Origin of the sequence: Paraburkholderia silviterrae (assembly GCF_004353915.1) — a bacterium.
Classification (GTDB): domain Bacteria; phylum Pseudomonadota; class Gammaproteobacteria; order Burkholderiales; family Burkholderiaceae; genus Paraburkholderia; species Paraburkholderia silviterrae.
The window spans coordinates 47,295-65,901 of the sequence record NZ_SMRP01000006.1 but is presented as its reverse complement, the minus strand read 5'-3'; the positions used below and the strand labels follow the sequence as shown (position 1 = coordinate 65,901).

Here is an 18,607-nt window from a genome sequence, read left to right as displayed (position 1 = left end):
GGTCCTGAATGGTCAACTGTACGAAAACCATGCGCAATCCGGTAGCGCCGGAAACGGAAACGTTTCGTTCGATTTTCCCGAACGGACGGTCGCCGCCACAGAAAAGCGCGGGCGCTCTCAGGCCGCTTTGGGATTGAAGTCGGTGTTTGTGCTGGTGCTGGTGCTGGTGCTGGTGCCGGCCGCGAGGCCGTCCCACGGACCGACGAGCAGGGAAAGCTGCATGTGCTCGATGAGTGCGCGCAACTTGCGGGAGGTGAACGCGGTGCGTGGTTGGCCCCGCGGCGTCGCCGCGCGAAAGGACCAGGTCTGGGACGCCGGGGCGTTGCTGTAGCACAGGCACCTGTGCTGCGCCACGTCGTCGAGCTCCAGCTGCTGCTTCAGGCGACATGGCGAGCGAGTATCCAATACGGCCTGGCAGTGATCTCTTCAATGTAATGCCTCTCTTCCACGAAGCCAAGTCGATGATAGAACGGCAGGCTTAATCGATCGAACGTCTCCAGGAAGCAGGTGGCGCCATGTTGATCGGCACGGTTTAACGTCAATTCGAGCAGATTGTGGGCGAGCCGCCGCCCCCTTGCGGCAGGTCGCACTCCTAAAATCGACAAATGCCAGGCGTTGGCTAGACGAGCGGGAACACGCGCCGCCATCGCATCACAGATTCGGGTGTAGTTTGCATAGCCGTTGGCTCCGAGCAGTGCCGCGAGGGCTTTATTCCTCGCGGCGCCTTGCAATGCGACCTCAGCGTCGCTGGCCTTGCTGGTTATCCAGATGGCGGCGCCGTCTGTCCCAGCGTACCGAACCTCGCCAATAACGCTTCCTTCCGCTATCGCCAGCTCGAAGTATCGGGCGAGAACCCATTGCCGCCGGACCTCGTCGATCGCCGATTCGATCGTGACGGCCCGATAAAATGGGTCGTCAAGGAAGGCTTGTGCAAGAGCGAGGCAAACGGATGCGGAATCAGCCGGGTCGAGAGATTTCGAGCGGCGCGAAGCAGATGCACACATGATTCAACCTTCCTTCGCGGATTGTTGTTCCTCTTCAAGTAGTCGCTGGCTATAGGGCGCTAGCCAGCGACTACTTGCCGATCTTGCTTGAGATCGCTGCCGAAAAAAATAACGCTAACCAGCGCACAACAGCGCGCAAGGCATCCGTAATCATTACCGTGTTTGACATTCGTTTCGCAAGATGCCCGCGCCCTTGCACATCACGCTTGCATCAACAGGATTTCAAATCAGGTGGAAGCAAACAGGTCAAGGGTTCTCAGTTCGCAGAAGCAATTTGTAAATTCGCTGCGCAGGCAACGTTATTATTACGAGTACACCTTGCCGAAATAGCCGGTAAACACAGCCGTTGCATATTACCAACTGAGCAGATATTGCGCCGTGCCTTAATGGCGAATCCCGATCGCGACAAGAAATTGGACGACGGGATAACTTAAATTTGAGCGATATCTGTGGAGAATTCAGATGAAAAAACTGGTCGGTAAAACGCTCGCGGCAATGGCATTGCTCGGCATGTTCAGTGCGGCCGCGCGAGCGCAGAGCAGCATCACGCTGTATGGCATCATCGACGAATCGATTCAATACACGCACAACGCCACGCCTACGGGCAGCAACCAGATTGGGCTCTATTCCGGCAATCTTTCGGGTAGCCGTTGGGGCCTGAAGGGTTCTGAAGATCTCGGTGGCGGCCTGAAAGCGATCTTCCAGCTCGAAGACGGTTTCAACCTCAACAACGGCCAGATGGGCACGTACAACGGCACGTCGTCTCTGTTCGGGCGGCAGGCCTATGTCGGCCTTGAAAGCGATCGGTATGGCACCGTCACACTCGGGCGGCAGTACGACCCGCTCGTCGATCAGGTGCAGGGGCTTACCGACGACGCCTATTTCGGCAGCTCGTTTGCCACGGCGGGTGACGTGGACAACTACGACAACAGTTCGCGCACCAATAACGCCGTGAAATATGTCTCCCAGAACTATGCGGGGCTGCAGGTCGAGGCCATGTACGCGTTTGGCGGAGTAGCCGGCCAGACGGGTTCCGGGCAGACGTGGTCGGCAGCGGCTTCGTATAACAATGGCCCGTTCTCCATTGCCGCGGGTTATTACGTGGCCGACAACACCAGCACCACGGCAGCCGTACGGACCGGCTGGTCGTCGACGTCGGATGGCACCTTCGACGGCCCCGTCAACTCGGGATACGAGACGGCGAAGTCGATCAACATCGCGCGAGTTGCTGCGAACTTCAGGACCGGACCTTACACCTTCGGGCTGTCGTACAGCAATTCGGCCTACAAGGCCGATGCGCAGTCGGCGTTCCTCTCGACGGAGATCTTCAACACGGGACAAGGCTTCTTCAACTACCAGGTCAATCCGGCGCTGCTGCTCGGTCTCGGCTACAGCTATACGCACGCGAGCGGCGACACCAACGCGTCCTATAACCAGATCTCGCTGGGTGCCGATTACAGCCTTTCCAAGCGCACGGACGTCTATCTCGTTGGCGCGTGGCAGCATGCGAGCGGCTCGCAACTCAACGCCGATGGCACGGTTTCGAGCGCCGAGGCATCGATCGGATCTTATGGCGTTGCAGGAACGAGCAGTCAGGATATCGTCAGTCTGGGCATCCGGCACAAGTTCTGATTGACTCGTCCGCCGGCCGTCGCCTCGGGGCCACGGCCGGTCTGTCTCGCTTGAGAGTGTAGTTGTGTAAACATCGATTTTTAACGCGTGGAAATAAACATGAAATTTGGCGCCGATCAGTATGAACTAACCTGTCGATACGGTATGTGTCTGAACGCCATAATGCGGCTGGAATTTCAGCTGTCAAACGAAGAAAGGTTTGCTCATGTATCACGCGCTGCAACTGGATGTCACTAGCGAAACCGGAACAACCGTAGTCAGGTTCACGATTGCCGGTGAATCGTCGCTACTCGGCGCGCAAGATATTGAAGCGATGATCGAGCAACTGGCCAATATTCGCGCGGCGATGCAGCCCGCGCGTCCGCTGACCCCTCCCTCAGGCACGTATCCGATGGAACTCGACCCTTGCTGGCGCGTGGACCGCCTGAGAGACTTTGACGGTGCGGTATTGTCGCTGCGTCACGTCGGAAAGGGATGGACCGCCTTCGCCCTGCCGGCATCCAGCCTCGCCAGCCTGTTTGAAGCGCTTTCCTCGCTGCCCCATGCGACGCCCGCCGGGGAGCGGACCATGCTCAACTAACGCACGGCCCGGTTGCACGTCTTTCTGTTCCTGCAATGCGCTTCCTCTACGCCTAATAATACGTATTACTAAAAATATAAAAACGCATGCGCCGTTCCGGCTGGCCGATTTAACTCTCAATGCCTGATTCAGGAGAACCTGAGCAATGGAAAATACTTATCTGGACACCACCAGTGCGTGGAGCAACTCGTCACCCGAAACGACTGACGAGGAGTTTCGCTCAGCCGGTCTGCTGCTTGTCGATGACGACTCTGGACAGCGGCCGGTCGCGCGCTCGCTGACGCGATCGCAATGGACCGCACTGCGGTATCGGACGAGATTCTCCGTCTCCTCCCACGGCCATTACGCGGCAGCTTTCCCGCCTGCTTCGTTTCCAGTGGGTGGCTATGCTTCGGTTCATCAGATCGCGGCTTCACATGTCTGCGCGGTCCTGAGCATGCCAGCGGTGGCTTCGTGCGGGCAAGCATGGCCAAATTCCGCGGCATTTGGGCCGATCGTGCATTGGGTTCGCGCATGCGCACGTTGAGGCTGCGCTGGTTTGCCAGGCTCAGCCTGGCGGCGCCGGTGATGCTTTCGCTCAACGCACCTGTCATCGCAATCGCACAGACGTCCGCAGGCGTGGTGATTCGCGACATCCGCGTCGATGGACTGCGTCATATCGAGCCCGGCACGGTGTTCGCGAATCTCCCATTCAAGCCCGGTGACACGTTCAACGACGACAAGGCCTCCGAGGCGATCCGCGCGCTCTATGCGACCGGCTTTTTCAACGACGTGCGCGTCTCGATCGAGGGCGACGTGGTCGTGGTCAACGTGGATGAGCGGCTCGCGGTCGGATCAATTGACTTTGCGGGCATCCACGAATTCGACAAGGATAACCTGACGAAGGCGTTGAACTCGGTAGGGTTGTCGATTGGACGCTACTACGACAAATCGCTGGTCAGCAGGGCCGAGCAGGAGTTGAAGCGGCAGTACCTGACACGCGGCTATTACGCCGCCGAGGTCAACGTGACGGTGTCGCCGGTCGACCGCAGCCGCGTTGGGCTGCTCTTTTCGGTTGTGGAAGGGCCGAGCGCAAAGATTCGCCAGGTCAACTTTATCGGCAATCACCTGTTCGACGACGCCACGTTACACGAGGAAATGCAGTTGTCCACGCCGAACTGGTTCTCGTGGTACACGAAGGACGATATTTACTCGAAGGACAAGCTCACTGTCGATCTCGAGCACTTGCGCTCGTACTATCTGGATCGCGGTTACCTGGAGTTCAACATCGAATCGACTCAGGTATCGCTTTCGCCCGACCGCAAGGATATGTATCTGACGCTCACCGTACACGAAGGTGCGCAGTACACCATTACGGGGGTGGGCTTGACGGGTGATCTGCTGGGCCGCGAGGTTGGGCTCCAGAAGCTGGTCGGCATCCACGCGGGCGAGCTTTTTTCCGCGGCGAAACTGAAGTCGACCACCCAGGCGCTTGTCGACAGACTGGGCGAATACGGCTACGCGTTCGCGACGGTCAACGCGGAGCCGCAAATCGATCAGGTGCACCACACGGTCAAGCTGACACTGCGCGTCGACCCGGGCCGTCGCGTGTATGTGAGACGTATCAACGTCATCGGCAACACGCGTACGCGTGACGAGGTGGTCCGCCGCGAGATGCGTCAGATGGAGAGCGCGTGGTTCGATTCGCAAAAGCTCGCGCTTTCGAAGGACCGCATCAACCGGCTCGGCTACTTTACCGACGTTGAAGTCTCGACGGTTGCTGTCGAAGGCACCAACGACGAGGTGGACATCGACGTGAAGGTCACGGAGAAGCCCACCGGGACGATCTCGCTCGGGCTCGGCTACGGCTCGGGGGAGGGCCCCATCATCTCCGCGGGCATCTCGCAGGACAACGTGTTCGGCACCGGCAACACACTTTCGCTCAATGCGAATACTTCGACCACGGCACGCACCCTGAGCGTGACGCAGATCGACCCGTACTTCACGATCGACGGCATCAAACGCATTACCGACGTTTACTACCGCACGAACGAGCCGCTCTATTATTCGAGCACGACCGATACCAGCTTCCGGATCATTTCGTACGGCGCGGACATGAAGTTCGGCATTCCGTTTTCGGAAGCGGACATGGTGTACTTCGGTCTGGGGATCGAGCAGGACCGCCTGGACGTCGACGCCTCCACGCCGCAGAGCTATATCGACTATGTGAACACGTTCGGCCGGGTCTCGAACATCGTGCCGTTGACGATCGGGTGGTCCCGCGACGCGCGCGACAGCGCACTGGTGCCAAGCCGCGGGTATTTTGCGCAGGCGAATGCGGAATACGGCACGCCTGCGGGCGGCGTTCAGTACTACAAGACCGATATTCAGGCTCAGTACTACTACTCGTTTTCACGCGGCTTTGTTCTGGGCCTCAATTTCCAGGGTGGCTATGGCAATGGCATCGGCAGTGCGTATCCGATCTTCAAGAATTACTTCGCGGGCGGCATAGGCACTGTGCGCGGGTACGAGCCGGGTTCGCTCGGGCCTCGCGACGTGACGACGGGTGATCCGATCGGCGGATCGAAGATGGTGGTCGGCAACATCGAATTGACGATGCCTCTGCCGGGTACGGGCTACGACAAGACGCTGCGCGTATTTACGTTCATCGACGGCGGCAACGTCTGGGGAACGGAGGGCAACAGCGTCGGTGCGAACGGATTGCGATACAGCTACGGCACCGGGCTCGAATGGATCTCGCCAATCGGCCCGCTCAAGCTCGACTTCGCGCTGCCGATCGTCAGGCACGCCGGCGACCAGTACCAGAAGTTCCAGTTCCAGATCGGGACATCGTTCTGATCCCCAGAGCGATTCGGGAAGACGCTGGCGCTTCCCGCCTGCTTCGCCTTATCAACCCGCACCCGCGCATTTCACTTTGCAACCCACGACCGCACGATTCGGCCGGCTCAAGGCGCGGACGATCACGTTGACGCTTTATCTGATACTCTCGCTGCCCCCAGGCGGGCGCGGCTATGCCCAGGCGCAGGAGCAGGGGGCAGCGGAGCCGCCTTCGCAGGCCGACGACGCTTGGGCGCTGCAACTTGCCCCTCAGCTTGACGAGCATCCGATCACCGACGGCCACGCGCCAGCGGTGTTTGGCGAAGGCAACTCGGCAACGGGCACGGCGAACCAGGATCTCGCGCTAAAGGGCGCGGCGCAACTGCGTCGGGCACAATCGGTCGTGAAGGCCGATGCGATTCATTACGACGCCGATACCGACATGGCCGACGCCTACGGGCACGTCGAGCTGACCAACGACGGGAATACGTTCATTGGTCCAGAGGCCCACTACCAGCTCGATAGCGGCACGGGCACGATGACATTGCCGCGCTGGCATTTCACCGTGACGAACGGATCCGGGAGCGGCATGCGGGCCGAGCTGCTCGGCGACCAACGGGAAACGATATACGACGGGACCTACACGACGTGTTCCTGCAGCACCTCGCCTGCGTGGTATCTGAAAGCATCGCGGCTGGATCTGGATAGCGGCGCCAACGAGGGTGTCGCGCATGATGGCGTGCTGTTCTTCGGCGGCGTGCCGATCTTCGCTTCGCCGTGGCTGTCGTTTCCCATGAACGGAGACCGGCGTAGCGGCGTGCTGCCGCCGACTTTCTCCATCAGCTCGACGAACGGCTATGACCTTGCCGTCCCGGTCTATTTCAACATCGCGCCCAACTACGATCTGACGCTCACGCCTCGGCTCCTCAGCAAACGCGGCGCCATGCTGACGACCGCGTATCGCTACCTGAGTCCGACCTATGCGGGTTCGTTTTCGGTGGCCTTCCTGCCGGATGACGCGTTGACCCATACCAACCGGTACTCGATTTCGTTCCAGCACCGGGAGACTCTGGGCGACGGATTCGCGGCCTACGCAATCTACAATCGCGTCTCGGACGCCTCGGTGAGCACGGATCTCTCCGACGCCACCGCCTTCGTGAACGGTTCGCAGACGCTGTTCCAGCAGGAAGCCGGCGTGACCTTCAACCACGGGCCGTGGTCCGTGCTCACGCGCGTGCAGAACTGGCAGTCGTTCACGAGCGCGCCGCCCTACAATCGCGAGCCCGAGATCGATGTGAAATACACACGCTACAACGTGGACGGATTCGATTTCGGCGCCGACGTGAATGCCACGCGTTTCACGATCCCCATCGCCGATTCGACTGAAGGGCAGCGCGTCACGTTCGATACCTACCTGGCTTATCCGATCGTGGCGCCCGGTTGGTTTGTGACGCCCAAAGTGCAATGGCATGCCGCATCGTATGACTTGTCTTCAATCGGCAGCGACGCACCGGCAGGGCAGCCGCGTACGTTCAACTACAACGTGCCGACGCTGAGCCTCGATACAGGCGCGGTATTCGAGCGGGCGGTCAAGCTGTTTGGCGTCGCGATGACCCAGACGCTCGAGCCGCGGCTGTACTACGTCTACACGCCCTATCGCAACCAGACCTACGCGCCGATATTCGACACGGCGCCCGAGGATTTCGGGCTCGCCGAGATTTATACGAGCAACCGCTTCATCGGTGGAGACCGCGTGAGCGACATGAACCGCCTGACCGCCGGGATCACCTCGCGCTTCATCGATACGGCGAGTGGTGCGGAGCTTGCGCGCTTCGTCATTGCTCAGGATTACTACTTTCGTGAGCCGCAAGTGACGATGCCGGACGACACGCCGCCTTCGGTCGGCCCCGCCGACCTGATCCTGGGCGCGACCCTGCACATTGGCCGCGACGCGCAGATCGAGCAGGCGCTCGAATACAATCAGTCGAGCGAGGCGCTGACACAGGCCACGACGGGTTTCAGCTGGAAGCCCGCTGAGGGCAGGGTGATCAACGCGGCGTACCTGTACGCCCGGGCGGACGCGACGCTCGACGACGAGGCGATGAACCAGATCATGTTGTCCCTGCAATGGCCGCTCACGCGCCGGCTATCGGGCGTGGGCCTGATCGACTACGACGTGGTGAGTCACCGGATCATCTCTGGACTGGCCGGATTCCAGTACGACGCGGATTGCTGGTCGGTCAGCCTCGCGTTCGAGAAGTACACCGACGACACGGGTACGACTACCCCCAGTACAGGCACGCGCTTTTTGATGCAGTTGCAGCTCAACGGCGTGAGCCGGATCGACAATGGGTTGCTGCACCAGTTTCGTGCGAATGTGCCTGGCTACTCGACACCTGAGCCGCCTTCCATGCCTTCACGATTTACGGACTATCCCTGAGGGGCGACGACGCTATTGGGCACGCCAATTTACGGTAGCTTTCAATGCGATCCAGCGTTCGCGTAATGCTGCGTAAAACTCGGCTTTCCCCGCCAATTTGCTTTGTTGGCACAATCACCGGATGGGCAGACTTCACGGCAGGATCATCGTCTTCGCGCGCGCGTTGCCGAAGCTCGTCTTCAAGGCGCTGCGGCGCAAACCTGCGCAGCCGGCGCGCATTCTTATTGCGCATCAGCTGTTGCTCGGCGACGCGCTGCTGCTGACCGCGTTGATTGCGAAAACGCGCCGGCAGTATCCGTGTGCGCAGATCGTGCTCGCATGTCCAAAGGGGATTGCGCCGCTCTATGCGGGTCGCCCGTTCGGTGTGACTGCACTCGCATTCGATCCGCGCGACGGCGCGTCCGTCCAGCGGATAACCGAATCCGGGCCTTACGATCTTGGCATCGTCGCGGGCGACAACCGTTACAGCTGGCTCGCCCTTGCTGCGGGGTGCCGCTGGATTGTGGCGCACGGCGGTGACAGGCCGGCATGGAAGAACTGGCCGGTCGACGAGCGCATTGCTTATCCGGATGCACCCGCCGCGTGGACAGAGCTCGCGGCGGGGCTTGTTGGAGGCGCGGCGCCGCGGCCATACCGTCTTGCCGACTGGCCGGCGCCACCGGCGAGCACACCGTTGCCCGCCGGATTACGCGAACGGCGGTACATCGTGCTGCATCCCGGCGCAAGCAGCGCGGTCAAGCGCTGGCCGGCGCAGCGCTGGCGCGAGCTTGCGCAACGAGTCGAGGCGCAGGGCTACACAATCGTCTGGAGCGGCGGGCAAGGCGAGGCCGCGCTGGTTGCAGAGGTGGCTCCCGGTTCAGCACATCTGAATCTGGCGGGCCGCCTGGACCTGGTCGAGATGTGGCACTTGTTGGCCGGGGCGCACGCGGTAGTGTGCCCGGATACCGGTATCGCGCATCTCGCTCGTCTTGTTGGCGTGCCGGCTGTCGCGCTGTTTGGCCCAGGGAACCCTGCCATTCACGGAGCGGGCCGCTACTGGCAGGATGCGCCGTTCGTTGCGCTGGGCGTGGCGAACCTGCCGTGCCGCGATCAGTCGACGCTTTTCCGCCGTCGTGTGTCCTGGGTGCGCCGCTGCAGCCGTAGCGCGGCGACCTGCGTCGCATGGCGAAATGGTCACGCGGATTGCATGACCGCTCATTCAGTGGATGCCGTTTATCGTGCGCTGCAAAGCGCTATGGCGCTCGCACGAGCGCGATGAGTGGTGGAAGTGGCGCATGGAGATCCGCATGCCGTGTTCTGGCTATTTGCGGGCGTCGTGTTTGACTGCTGGCGTGCCGCTCGCCCGCGCCAGCTCCTGCGCGAGCAGCCGATCGGCATCCGACGCATGCAGTCCCGTTGCGACGCGCGAATGCAACTGCGACGGTCACTGATTTGCCGCAGCCTTGGTATAGCTCGGCGATGCTTTGTCATCGTCTCTAACCAGTGCTTTCGCGATGGCTCCGGAAATTCTCTGGGACCATTGATCGATCGTCACACTCGCGAAGAATGCAACGATTAACGAGGCCGCCAAGGTCGCAAGGATCGCCAGCACCGCCGCCGTTCTGGGCGCGCCGCCGTGCACCATGACCCACGCCCCGATGCTCATCATGATCGGGAGGTGGAAGGCATAGAGGGCAAACGAGATGCGCCCCAGGAAGGCAATTGGGGGAATCGAAAGGAGCCTCTGGAACGCGTCGGACTTCAGTGTCACCGCAAGTATCAGGAATGCCGCCGCACCGTGACACAGGGCGTTGATGCTCACCGGCAGAGGGAGGTGCGAGGACACGAAAAGCGCCTCGGGCGTCCACTGGTTCTCTGTTGCCAGCACGAGCGCCGGAATAATCCAGATCAAGGGAAGGCGCAGGCGCTGATATTTGACCAGCATTCCGCCCAGCAGGAAGAGAGAAAGATAAAGCCCATCGTCGCCCCACAGTGCGGACATGAAGCATATGGCCGTCGCGACGTAGAGCGGGAAGTGCCTCGCGGTGTAGAACAGCGCAGCGAACCCAAAGAGCAGAAACGAGCCAAGCAGCTCCAGACGTATGGTCCAGAGCGGCCCGTTATAGGCAAGGTTGCCTTCGTAGGCGCCGATCAATCCGCATTTGATCGCGCCGAAGAAACTCAGCGGCTCACGATATTCGTCGGCAAGCCATTGGTGACCGCCGATTGCCTGCGCAGCTTCGACATTGTGAAAACCCACCATCCCCTGAAGAAGGAAGGCCGCAACGCAGGACGCCAGAACAATGGGCGTAAGTCGGAAGTAGCGCTTGATGGCGCTCGAAGTGAGATATGTGGCGCTCAGCGTTTTCTCGTAGGCCGCCAGCAAGACGTAGCCACTGAGCATAAAGAAGATGGCAACCGAAAAGTTGCCATCAATCAGGCGCCGGTAGATCTGCCACGCCGTCGTGGCCTGGGTGTATTGCCCGGTGGACGAGAAGGCCGTTCCGAAGAATGCGTCCATGTGAAACAGGACGACCATTAGGGCAGCAATCCCTCTCAGGCCATCCAAACCCTTGATATGCCTCATGAATGCTCTGAGATTGGGATATGGGAGGGGAGGGATTTTATCGCACATTGCCGAAGGTCGGCCTCACTCTCCCGCGTACGGCTTCCATTTGGCCTTGGCGATGCTTCATCCCGCGCTCTGGGAACGGCTGGTATGCATCCACCCCGCTCGCCTGATACGCGCCACATTGGCCGGTTTGTTCTAGCGCAGCATCCTCGAGTGCAGCCGTTGGTTCCGGGTGGCATTTTTGGCGGGATCCTCTTTTCTTCGTACCATCGCGGCCGGGAGATGCCACCATGCCGCTCACCGATGCCCAGCGTTGCGTCTGCTGGTAGGCCCGTTCCCAAGGCGGGAGACTCTTCTCCCGCGTTCGTATCCCTGCCACGGCCACCGTTTCCACCGCGTTCCGGCACGGTTTATCTGCTCGATATGGCCCGCGCCAGCTCCTGCGCGAGAAAATGCGCGGTCCGACTGCCCGACGCCCGCGCCACCTGATGCGGTGTGCCCGTCGCCACCACGCGGCCCCCCGCGTCGCCCGCGCCGGGTCCCACATCGATCACCCAATCGGCTTGTGCCACCGCGCGCATGTCGTGCTCGATCATCACCACCGTATTGCCCGCATCGACCAGACGCTGCAACTGCACCAGCAGCCGGTCGGCGTCCGACGCATGCAGTCCCGTAGTCGGCTCGTCGAGCACGTACAGGTTGCGGCCGCGCTGGCTGCGCTGCAGCTCCGTGGCCAGCTTGATGCGCTGCGCTTCGCCCCCGGACAGCTCGGTGGCCGGCTGTCCGAGACGCAGGTATCCCAGCCCGATCTCTCGCAGCAGTTGCAGCGGGCGCGCTATCGCGTCCTCGTCGGTGAAAAAGTCACGGGCTTCGTCCACGGTCATCTGGAGCACCTGCGCGATGTTGCGCTCGTTCCAGAGCACCTTCAGGGTGGCTTCGTTGTAGCGCGCACCGTGGCAAGTCGGGCAAGGCGCATACACGCTGGGCATGAACAGCAGCTCCACGCTCACGAACCCTTCTCCCTCGCAGGTTTCGCAGCGCCCCTTGGGCACGTTGAACGAAAACCGTCCCGCGTCGAAGCGGCGGCGGCGTGCCTCGGGCGTCGCGGCAAACAGCTTGCGCACGTGATCGAACAGGCCGGTATAGGTGGCCAGATTCGAGCGTGGGGTTCGGCCGATGGGCTTCTGGTCCACCTGCACCACGCGCTGCACCGCATCCACATCGCCGGCCAGGTGGCCGCCAGTGGTTTCGATCACGGCCGGACCTTCGCTCGTGGCTTCGGCTGCATCGTCCTCGGGTTCGTGGCCCATATGCAACAGCACCAGCTCGGGCAGTGCTTGCGCGAAGAGGCTGGATTTACCGGAGCCAGAGATACCCGTGACCGCAGTCAATACGCCCAACGGAATGCGCGCGTCCACGCCGTGCAGATTGTGGCGATGAATCCGCTGCAGCTCGAGCCATCCAGTGGGGGCGCGTCCGCGGCTGGCGGGCACGGGAATCTCGTCGAACAGATAGCGTGCCGTGCGTGATTCGGCGATCTCGCGCAGGCCAGCGGGGGCGCCGCTGTAGAGCACGCGGCCACCTCGCTCGCCGGCTTCCGGTCCCACGTCGACCAGCCATTGCGCGCGGCGCATCAGCTCAAGGTCATGCTCCACCACGAACACCGAATTGCCCGCGTCACGCAGCGTGTCGAGTGCGTCGTACAGGGCGTTGCTGTCCGAAGGATGCAGGCCCGCCGAGGGCTCGTCGAGGACATACACGACGCCAAATAGCATCGAGCTCAATTGCGTGGCCAGCCGAAGCCGCTGAAGCTCCCCGGCCGAGAGGGTTGGCGTAGCGCGATCCAGCGTCAGATAGCCGAGGCCCAGCGCCCGCAATTGGCGCAACCGCGCGACCACCCCCTCGGCGAGGCGTTGTGCGGCCAGGCGCTTTTCCTCCGATAACGCGGAAGTGCGCCGCACGTCCGGTGTGATCGCGTGCGTGGCGCGGCCCGATGCGGCGCGCTCGGCGCGGTCGCGCTGGGTCGCTTGCTTGTCGGTGCCGGCTCCGGCGGCATGGGCGCGGAAATCGCCTTGAGCGATGGGTTCGAGCAGGCTGGCCAGGCGGTCCAGCGGCATTTGCATGAATTCGCCGATGTCCATGCCAGCGAAGGTCACCGATAGCGCCTCGGGCTTGAGCCGCTTGCCGTGGCAGGTGGGGCATAGCCTGCCTTCCATGAAGCGGGACACGCGCTTTCTCATCAGTGCGCTTTGCGTGTTGGCGAAGGTATGCAGCACATAGCGCCGCGCACCGGTGAAGGTGCCCATGTAGCTCGGCTCCAGCTTGCGCTTGAGGGCGAGACGGGTTTCATCGGGCGAGAGGCCCGCGTACACGGGCGCCGTGGGTGTTTCCTCGGTGAACAGAATCCAGTCGCGGTCTTTCTTCGGCAGGTCCTTCCACGGCCGGTCGACGTCGTAGCCGAGGGTCACCAGAATGTCGCGCAGGTTCTGCCCATGCCAGGCCGGCGGCCAGGCGGCGATTGCGCGCTCGCGGATGCTCAGCGTTGGGTCCGGCACCATGGTGGCTTCGGTCACCTCATACACACGGCCGAGACCATGGCAGGTCGCGCACGCACCCTGCGGCGTGTTGGGCGAGAAGTCCTCGGCATACAGCATCGGCTGGTTCGCCGGGTAGGCGCCAGCGCGCGAATACATCATCCGCACGAGGCTGGACAGCGTCGTCACGCTGCCGACCGACGAGCGCGCATTGCTGGCGCCGCGTTGCTGTTGCAGCGCCACCGCCGGTGGCAGGCCGTCGATGGCGTCCACGTCCGGCACGCCCACCTGGTCGATCAGGCGCCGCGCATACGGCGCCACCGACTCGAAGTAGCGCCGCTGCGCCTCGGCGTAGATGGTGCCGAAGGCAAGCGAAGACTTGCCGGAGCCGGAGACCCCTGAGAACACCACCAGCGCGTCGCGCGGGATGGAGACGTCCACGTCTTTGAGGTTATGCTCGCGCGCACCGCGTACTTCCACGCAGCCACTGGCCGCAGCGGTACGTGAGGACTCACCGGAAGACTTGTTTGGCATTATTTTCCCTGCAGTTCGAGATGGCGCTGATCCCGCGCGAATTCCAGGCAGATCGTACAGGACAGGCTCGTCTGCAAGGGCACGAGCACATTGGGCGTGACGGAGGGCGGCTCGCTCACGCGCTCAACTGTCGTCTACGTTGTCCGCGTAATGATTGATCGCGACTTTGCATTCATCCACGACGACCTGGAGCGCCTCCGGGTCGAGCGACTCCACCCAGCGCTCCACGTGCAGGAACCGGTCGGTGCCGAGATCGGCGATGCGCGCGGCGTCCGTGGTGGTGACGGTGACCGTCGCGAGCCCACGGTTGTTCGGGAGCGGCGTGAGCGTCGTGGCGATCTGGAATCGGCGGTACGTTGTGCTGGGAGACATGGCGATTGACCTCATGTACGGTGTTTGCGGGAGAGCGGCAGGGGCGTTGCCTGCCGCCGCTGCTTGCCACGATGCACGCTGCGCTCGAAGCGCTGTGCCAGTTTAAGATAGGCAATGGCAATGCACATGCCAGCGCGAATCGTCCGATATTAACTATCGGTCCACGCCCGGCCGTGGAGGCCAAGCATGATTCATGCCGCTACCGCAGTGACGACGATGTCGGCGAGTCTCTCTGCGCCCGCTTCAAGCGGCTGGCCCGCTAACGTCGGGCAGGCCCAATGTCGATGTAACCGGATGGAGGAACATGATGTCTGATCAGAGTGCGGGTCTGGGCGAAGCCTTCATTGCGAAGCAGCGTGTGCGTCTCGAAGCGTTGCAGCGCGAGTTGCTGGGCGGCGAGGAGGGCACCATAGCGAACGAGCGCACGTTCGAGGAAGAGCACGGAGAAGAGGCGCACGAGTTCGAAGACGAAGGGCAGAGACTGGAGCAGGACATTGCCAACCAGGCGCTGCGCAATACGAACGACCAGCGTATCGCCGACATTCAGCGCGCGCTCGAGAAGATCGCCGAGGGGACTTACGGCTACTCCGACGAAAGCGGTGATCCGATCCCCGTCGAACGGCTCGAGGCCGTGCCTGAGGCGATTTTGACCGTGCAGGAGCAGGCGGCGCGCGAAGCGCAACGTTGAGGCGCAGGCAGCGCGACGGCTGGCTGGGCGCTCGACCTGGAGCCGGGTCGCGTCGATGCGGATCGACGCGACCTTCGTGGAGGCCGTTCACATGAGCGGCGCCGCTCTTTGCTCGAGCCCATCAAAAATACTCACAACCCCTGCGGCGACATTGCTCCATTGCTCGATGGCATGGGTGCCGACCACCTCGTCCCAGTACGCCTCCGATCCATACTGAAGACGTTGCGCATGCAACCGTCGCGTATAGAGCTGTAGATCGAACTCGGCGGTAATGCCCATCGCGCCCACGAGCGCGTGCGCGCCGTTCGCCACGAGCGGGGCCGCGCGGCTCGCGCGCGCCTTCGCGATCGCGGCCGCGATGCGCTGCTCCGAAGTGCGATGCCCCGCGCAGCCCAACTGCGCCGCGACGCGCGTGGCGGCCACGTGCTCGGCCATCACGCTCAATTCAGCCGGTCTCGGCACCGGGTACGAAGCGCCACTCGGTGACGATTACGCGTTCATTCATTAGTTGCTGCGTGGGCACTCACTGCGGCTTCACGAGGACGTCCAGCGGTGCCGGCCGCGTTAGCGTCTCGGGCTGCAGGATCCGGTCGAGTTGCTCCTTCGTCAGCAATCCCTTGCGCAACACGATCTCATAGACGCTGCCGCCGGTGGCGTGAGCTTCTTGCGCGACGGCTGTCGCGTTCGCGTAGCCAATGTACGGATTGAGCGCCGTCACCACGCCGATCGAATTCTCCACGGTGGCGCGCAGCCTGTCCGCATTGGCCGTGATGCCTTTGACGCAGCGTTCGGCCAGCGTCAGGCAGCCGTTGCGCAGGTGGCTGACGCTCTTGAACAGGCTGTGCGCAATGATCGGCTCGAACGCGTTGAGCTGAAGCTGCCCGGCCTCGGCCGCGAAGCTGACGGTGACGTCGTTGCCAATCACTTCGAAGGCGATCTGGTTCATCACTTCGGGTATCACCGGGTTCACCTTGCCGGGCATGATGCTCGAGCCGGCCTGCATCGGCGGCAGGTTGATCTCGCCAAGCCCCGCTCGCGGGCCGCTGGCCAGAAGACGCAAGTCGTTGCAAGTCTTGGAGAGTTTCACCGCCACACGCTTGAGCACGCCGGAGAGTTGTACGAATGCGCCACAATCTTGCGTAGCCTCGAACAGGTTGGGTGCGGTCTCCAGCGCAATACCGGTGATTTCGCGCAGGCGCCGCAGCACCACCGGCGCATAAGACGGATGTGCCGTGATGCCGGTGCCGATTGCGGTCGCGCCGAGGTTGATCTCGCAAATCAGCATCGCGGCTTCACGCAGGCGCTGCTCGTCCTCTCCCAGCATGACGGCATAGGTGCTGAACTCCTGGCCGAGCGTCATGGGCACGGCGTCCTGCAACTGGGTGCGGCCCATCTTGATGATGTCGGCAAACTCGCCGGCCTTCGCCTCGAAGGCACAACGCAGTATCGCCATGGCATCCACGAGGCCGGCTATGCCGAACCACGTGGCGATCTTCAGTGCGCTCGGATAGACGTCGTTGGTGCTCTGGCCAATGTTGACGTGCTCGTTGGGGTGCAGGTGCTGATACTCGCCCTTCTGGTGGCCAAGCAACTCGAGCGCGCGATTGGCGATCACCTCGTTGGCATTCATGTTGGTCGAGGTGCCGGCGCCGCCCTGGATCACGTCGACGACGAACTGTTCGTGGAGCTTGCCCGCCATCAGCTCCTGGCAGGCAGCCACGATCGCATCGCAGCGCGGTTTGTCGAGCAGGCCGAGCTCATGGTTGGCGAGTGCGGCCGCTTGCTTGATGGCGGCGAGTGCCTTGATCAACTCCGGGTAAATGGAGATCGGGGTGCCTGTGATCGGGAAATTCTCGATCGCGCGCAGCGTATGCACGCCGTAGTAGACCTCGGCGGGGACTTCGCGATCGCCCAACAGGTCGTGCTCGGTTCTGAAGTGTCCGGCGTGCATGGCTGCGCTCCTCGTGTTGTGGGTTTCGGCATTGCCTTTGCTACGGGCCATGCAAAGAACGTCCCGGGTATCGCGGTCAGGCCGGCGGCTGTTCCGGCGTGCCATCCAGGATGCGAAGCTTGTCGGTCATATCGGGAAAGTTGTGACCCGCCGCGCGAAGCTCGCTCACGAGCCGATGGGCAACGGCCCTGCAGTGAGCCAGCGTCTCATGCAAGCGTGGCTCTGCCTGCAGGCCGGTCACCGCCTTCTCCAGCTCAGCTGGAGATTCGCTCAGCAGAGCGGGCACCACTTCCTCCGGTGGTATCAGGGAGCCGTGGCTCAACAGTTGGGCGGTCCAGTCGCATCCGAACAGCAGTGCACGTCGTTCGGCCTTGCGCGCTTCGTCCTGGTCGAGCGCGGCGAGGCTGTTCCGGTTCTTCTGAATCTCGGCGCGCCACGTCGCCAGGATGTCCGCACGCAACGCCGCTATCGCGTCGCCGAGCGACGCGTTCTGCCCAGCCGCCACGAGGCGTCGCTCATCAAGTCTGTCGACATGGTCCAGATAGCCTTCGAGGTACGGCTGCCAGTTCAACGGGAGCTGCGGCTTTTCGAAGAACGCGCGCCTGACTTCATTGAGTTCGTGGCGAATGTCCTGAAGAGCCTGGTTGTCGGCAAGACGCGCTTCATGAACGTCGTGGGCCGTCACCATCTGCCGGTGCAGCGGGAAGAGTGGATTGCTGTGGCGCCGCTGTAGATGTCGTTCGGCCGCGCCCGGCCGGCTGCTCCATTTCCAGTTGGGCAGCGATTTCGCGTCGAATTCGACCGCCTGTATCATCGGCCGGAAAACCGCTAGCGCTTCTTCGGTGGCATGGCGAAAGCAGTCTGCCAGCTTGTAGTCATTGCCTTGCAGGGAGACGTCCGCATTCGCTGCGTAAGGTGAGTCGGGCCTCAGCCTGAGGGTGCCGGTGGCCAGAAAGAATTCCATCGGGAGCTCCACGGACAGGCCTTCCTGCCTGAAGGTGCGCTGCTCAGTGGAAATGGCCTCCACGGAATGCGCGAGGCGGTTCTCGAAGTCGAGGAGCTCATCAATGGCGTCCCCCGACGACGGCTGCGCCGCATCGGCAAGCAGGCAAAAACTTTCGCGTGTCATCCTCGCCGCGATGGTGCCGTGCTTCTCGGCAAACAGCCAGAACCAAAGGGCGAGCTGGTAGCCCTTGACCGCGTTTTGGGCGGTCGCTTCGACATCGGGTGTGAACGCTATGCCGGGCGCGGCCCAGCGCGCGAACGGCGGGGTTCCCGCGCCCTGGTACATGCCCAGCAGTTGCCGTAACGACTCATGTGTATCGGTGGGCCAGTTGCGCGCCTCTTCGGGGCGCTTCTCTGTTTTCCAGAACCTCCAGTCCATTCTGTACCTCGCAAGGGAGCAAGCGTATCGGTGCTACGCGCTGCGAGGGATACTTGCACACTCCGCTGAGGGCGTAAACCGGTGTTGTCCTTCTTTGCCTGCTGTGTCCCCAATGGAAAG

14 protein-coding genes and 1 pseudogene are annotated in these 18,607 nt (G+C 62.2%); 7 read left to right on the top strand and 8 right to left on the bottom strand.

The genetic code is table 11. The features are described 5' to 3' along the window. Positions 1-117: 117 nt before the first annotated feature. Complete coding sequence (locus EYW47_RS40875; protein WP_165976562.1) at positions 118-354, bottom strand: hypothetical protein; 237 nt, start codon at positions 352-354, stop codon at positions 118-120. Positions 355-377: 23 nt separating this feature from the next. After that, positions 378-1,004, bottom strand: coding sequence for a GNAT family N-acetyltransferase (locus tag EYW47_RS14370; RefSeq protein WP_133195497.1), 627 nt, complete (start codon positions 1,002-1,004; stop codon positions 378-380). 74 nt (positions 1,005-1,078) lie between these two features. On the opposite strand from EYW47_RS14370, the gene EYW47_RS14365 reads away from it, so the two are divergent. The 6 genes and pseudogenes from EYW47_RS14365 (at position 1,079) to EYW47_RS14340 (ending at position 9,731) form a co-directional block, all read left to right on the top strand. Continuing rightward, on the top strand, positions 1,079-1,438 hold the full coding sequence (locus EYW47_RS14365) for a hypothetical protein (protein WP_133195496.1): 360 nt from the start codon (positions 1,079-1,081) through the stop codon (positions 1,436-1,438). Positions 1,439-1,466: 28 nt separating this feature from the next. Beyond that, complete coding sequence (locus tag EYW47_RS14360) at positions 1,467-2,636, top strand: porin (RefSeq protein WP_133195495.1); 1,170 nt, start codon at positions 1,467-1,469, stop codon at positions 2,634-2,636. A gap of 205 nt (positions 2,637-2,841) precedes the next feature. Then, complete coding sequence (locus tag EYW47_RS14355) at positions 2,842-3,216, top strand: hypothetical protein (protein ID WP_240763688.1); 375 nt, start codon at positions 2,842-2,844, stop codon at positions 3,214-3,216. A 624-nt stretch (positions 3,217-3,840) separates the two neighbouring features. Next, positions 3,841-6,054 (top strand): annotated as a pseudogene (gene bamA / locus EYW47_RS14350) (outer membrane protein assembly factor BamA); the annotation flags it as partial. A 76-nt stretch (positions 6,055-6,130) separates the two neighbouring features. After that, complete coding sequence (locus tag EYW47_RS14345; RefSeq protein ID WP_240763687.1) at positions 6,131-8,473, top strand: LPS-assembly protein LptD; 2,343 nt, start codon at positions 6,131-6,133, stop codon at positions 8,471-8,473. 121 nt (positions 8,474-8,594) lie between these two features. Beyond that, a complete protein-coding gene (locus EYW47_RS14340; protein WP_133195494.1) occupies positions 8,595-9,731 on the top strand; it encodes a glycosyltransferase family 9 protein in 1,137 nt (378 codons plus the stop codon). A 165-nt stretch (positions 9,732-9,896) separates the two neighbouring features. Here the strand turns inward: EYW47_RS14340 and EYW47_RS14335 are convergent, their stop codons facing one another. The 3 genes from EYW47_RS14335 to EYW47_RS14325 form a co-directional block, all read right to left on the bottom strand. Further along, entirely contained in the window at positions 9,897-11,039 is a 1,143-nt protein-coding gene (locus EYW47_RS14335) for an acyltransferase family protein (protein WP_165976561.1), read from the bottom strand. A 395-nt stretch (positions 11,040-11,434) separates the two neighbouring features. Then, positions 11,435-14,092 (bottom strand): excinuclease ABC subunit UvrA, encoded by a 2,658-nt coding sequence (locus EYW47_RS14330; RefSeq protein WP_133195492.1) that lies wholly within the window; start codon positions 14,090-14,092, stop codon positions 11,435-11,437. Positions 14,093-14,215: 123 nt separating this feature from the next. Then, positions 14,216-14,464, bottom strand: coding sequence for a hypothetical protein (locus EYW47_RS14325; protein ID WP_133195491.1), 249 nt, complete (start codon positions 14,462-14,464; stop codon positions 14,216-14,218). Between the two features lie 304 nt (positions 14,465-14,768). On the opposite strand from EYW47_RS14325, the gene EYW47_RS14320 reads away from it, so the two are divergent. Continuing rightward, positions 14,769-15,152: a TraR/DksA family transcriptional regulator gene (locus EYW47_RS14320; protein WP_338117823.1), complete on the top strand. Its 384-nt coding sequence runs from the start codon at positions 14,769-14,771 to the stop codon at positions 15,150-15,152. Between the two features lie 87 nt (positions 15,153-15,239). Here the strand turns inward: EYW47_RS14320 and EYW47_RS14315 are convergent, their stop codons facing one another. The 3 genes from EYW47_RS14315 to EYW47_RS14300 all read right to left on the bottom strand — a co-directional run bounded on the left by EYW47_RS14315 (position 15,240) and on the right by EYW47_RS14300 (position 18,487). Continuing rightward, positions 15,240-15,614: an acyl-CoA dehydrogenase family protein gene (locus tag EYW47_RS14315; RefSeq protein ID WP_338117822.1), complete on the bottom strand. Its 375-nt coding sequence runs from the start codon at positions 15,612-15,614 to the stop codon at positions 15,240-15,242. A gap of 61 nt (positions 15,615-15,675) precedes the next feature. Further along, positions 15,676-17,103 (bottom strand): aspartate ammonia-lyase, encoded by a 1,428-nt coding sequence (gene aspA, locus EYW47_RS14305; RefSeq protein ID WP_133195489.1) that lies wholly within the window; start codon positions 17,101-17,103, stop codon positions 15,676-15,678. Positions 17,104-17,179: 76 nt separating this feature from the next. Next, positions 17,180-18,487, bottom strand: coding sequence for a tryptophan leader peptide (locus EYW47_RS14300; RefSeq protein WP_133195488.1), 1,308 nt, complete (start codon positions 18,485-18,487; stop codon positions 17,180-17,182). Positions 18,488-18,607: the final 120 nt, after the last annotated feature.

Excerpts from the sequence above, each read along its gene's own strand:
- EYW47_RS14325 (WP_133195491.1), bottom strand. The coding sequence starts at position 14,464 with ATGTCTCCCAGCACAACGTACCGCCGATTCCAGATCGCCACGACGCTC.
- EYW47_RS14360 (WP_133195495.1), top strand. The coding sequence starts at position 1,467 with ATGAAAAAACTGGTCGGTAAAACGCTCGCGGCAATGGCATTGCTCGGC.
- EYW47_RS14370 (WP_133195497.1), bottom strand. The coding sequence starts at position 1,004 with ATGTGTGCATCTGCTTCGCGCCGCTCGAAATCTCTCGACCCGGCTGAT.
- EYW47_RS14355 (WP_240763688.1), top strand. The coding sequence starts at position 2,842 with ATGTATCACGCGCTGCAACTGGATGTCACTAGCGAAACCGGAACAACC.
- EYW47_RS14320 (WP_338117823.1), top strand. The coding sequence starts at position 14,769 with ATGATGTCTGATCAGAGTGCGGGTCTGGGCGAAGCCTTCATTGCGAAG.
- EYW47_RS14340 (WP_133195494.1), top strand. The coding sequence starts at position 8,595 with ATGGGCAGACTTCACGGCAGGATCATCGTCTTCGCGCGCGCGTTGCCG.
- EYW47_RS14330 (WP_133195492.1), bottom strand. The coding sequence starts at position 14,092 with ATGCCAAACAAGTCTTCCGGTGAGTCCTCACGTACCGCTGCGGCCAGT.
- aspA (WP_133195489.1), bottom strand. The coding sequence starts at position 17,103 with ATGCACGCCGGACACTTCAGAACCGAGCACGACCTGTTGGGCGATCGC.
- EYW47_RS14335 (WP_165976561.1), bottom strand. The coding sequence starts at position 11,039 with ATGAGGCATATCAAGGGTTTGGATGGCCTGAGAGGGATTGCTGCCCTA.
- EYW47_RS14300 (WP_133195488.1), bottom strand. The coding sequence starts at position 18,487 with ATGGACTGGAGGTTCTGGAAAACAGAGAAGCGCCCCGAAGAGGCGCGC.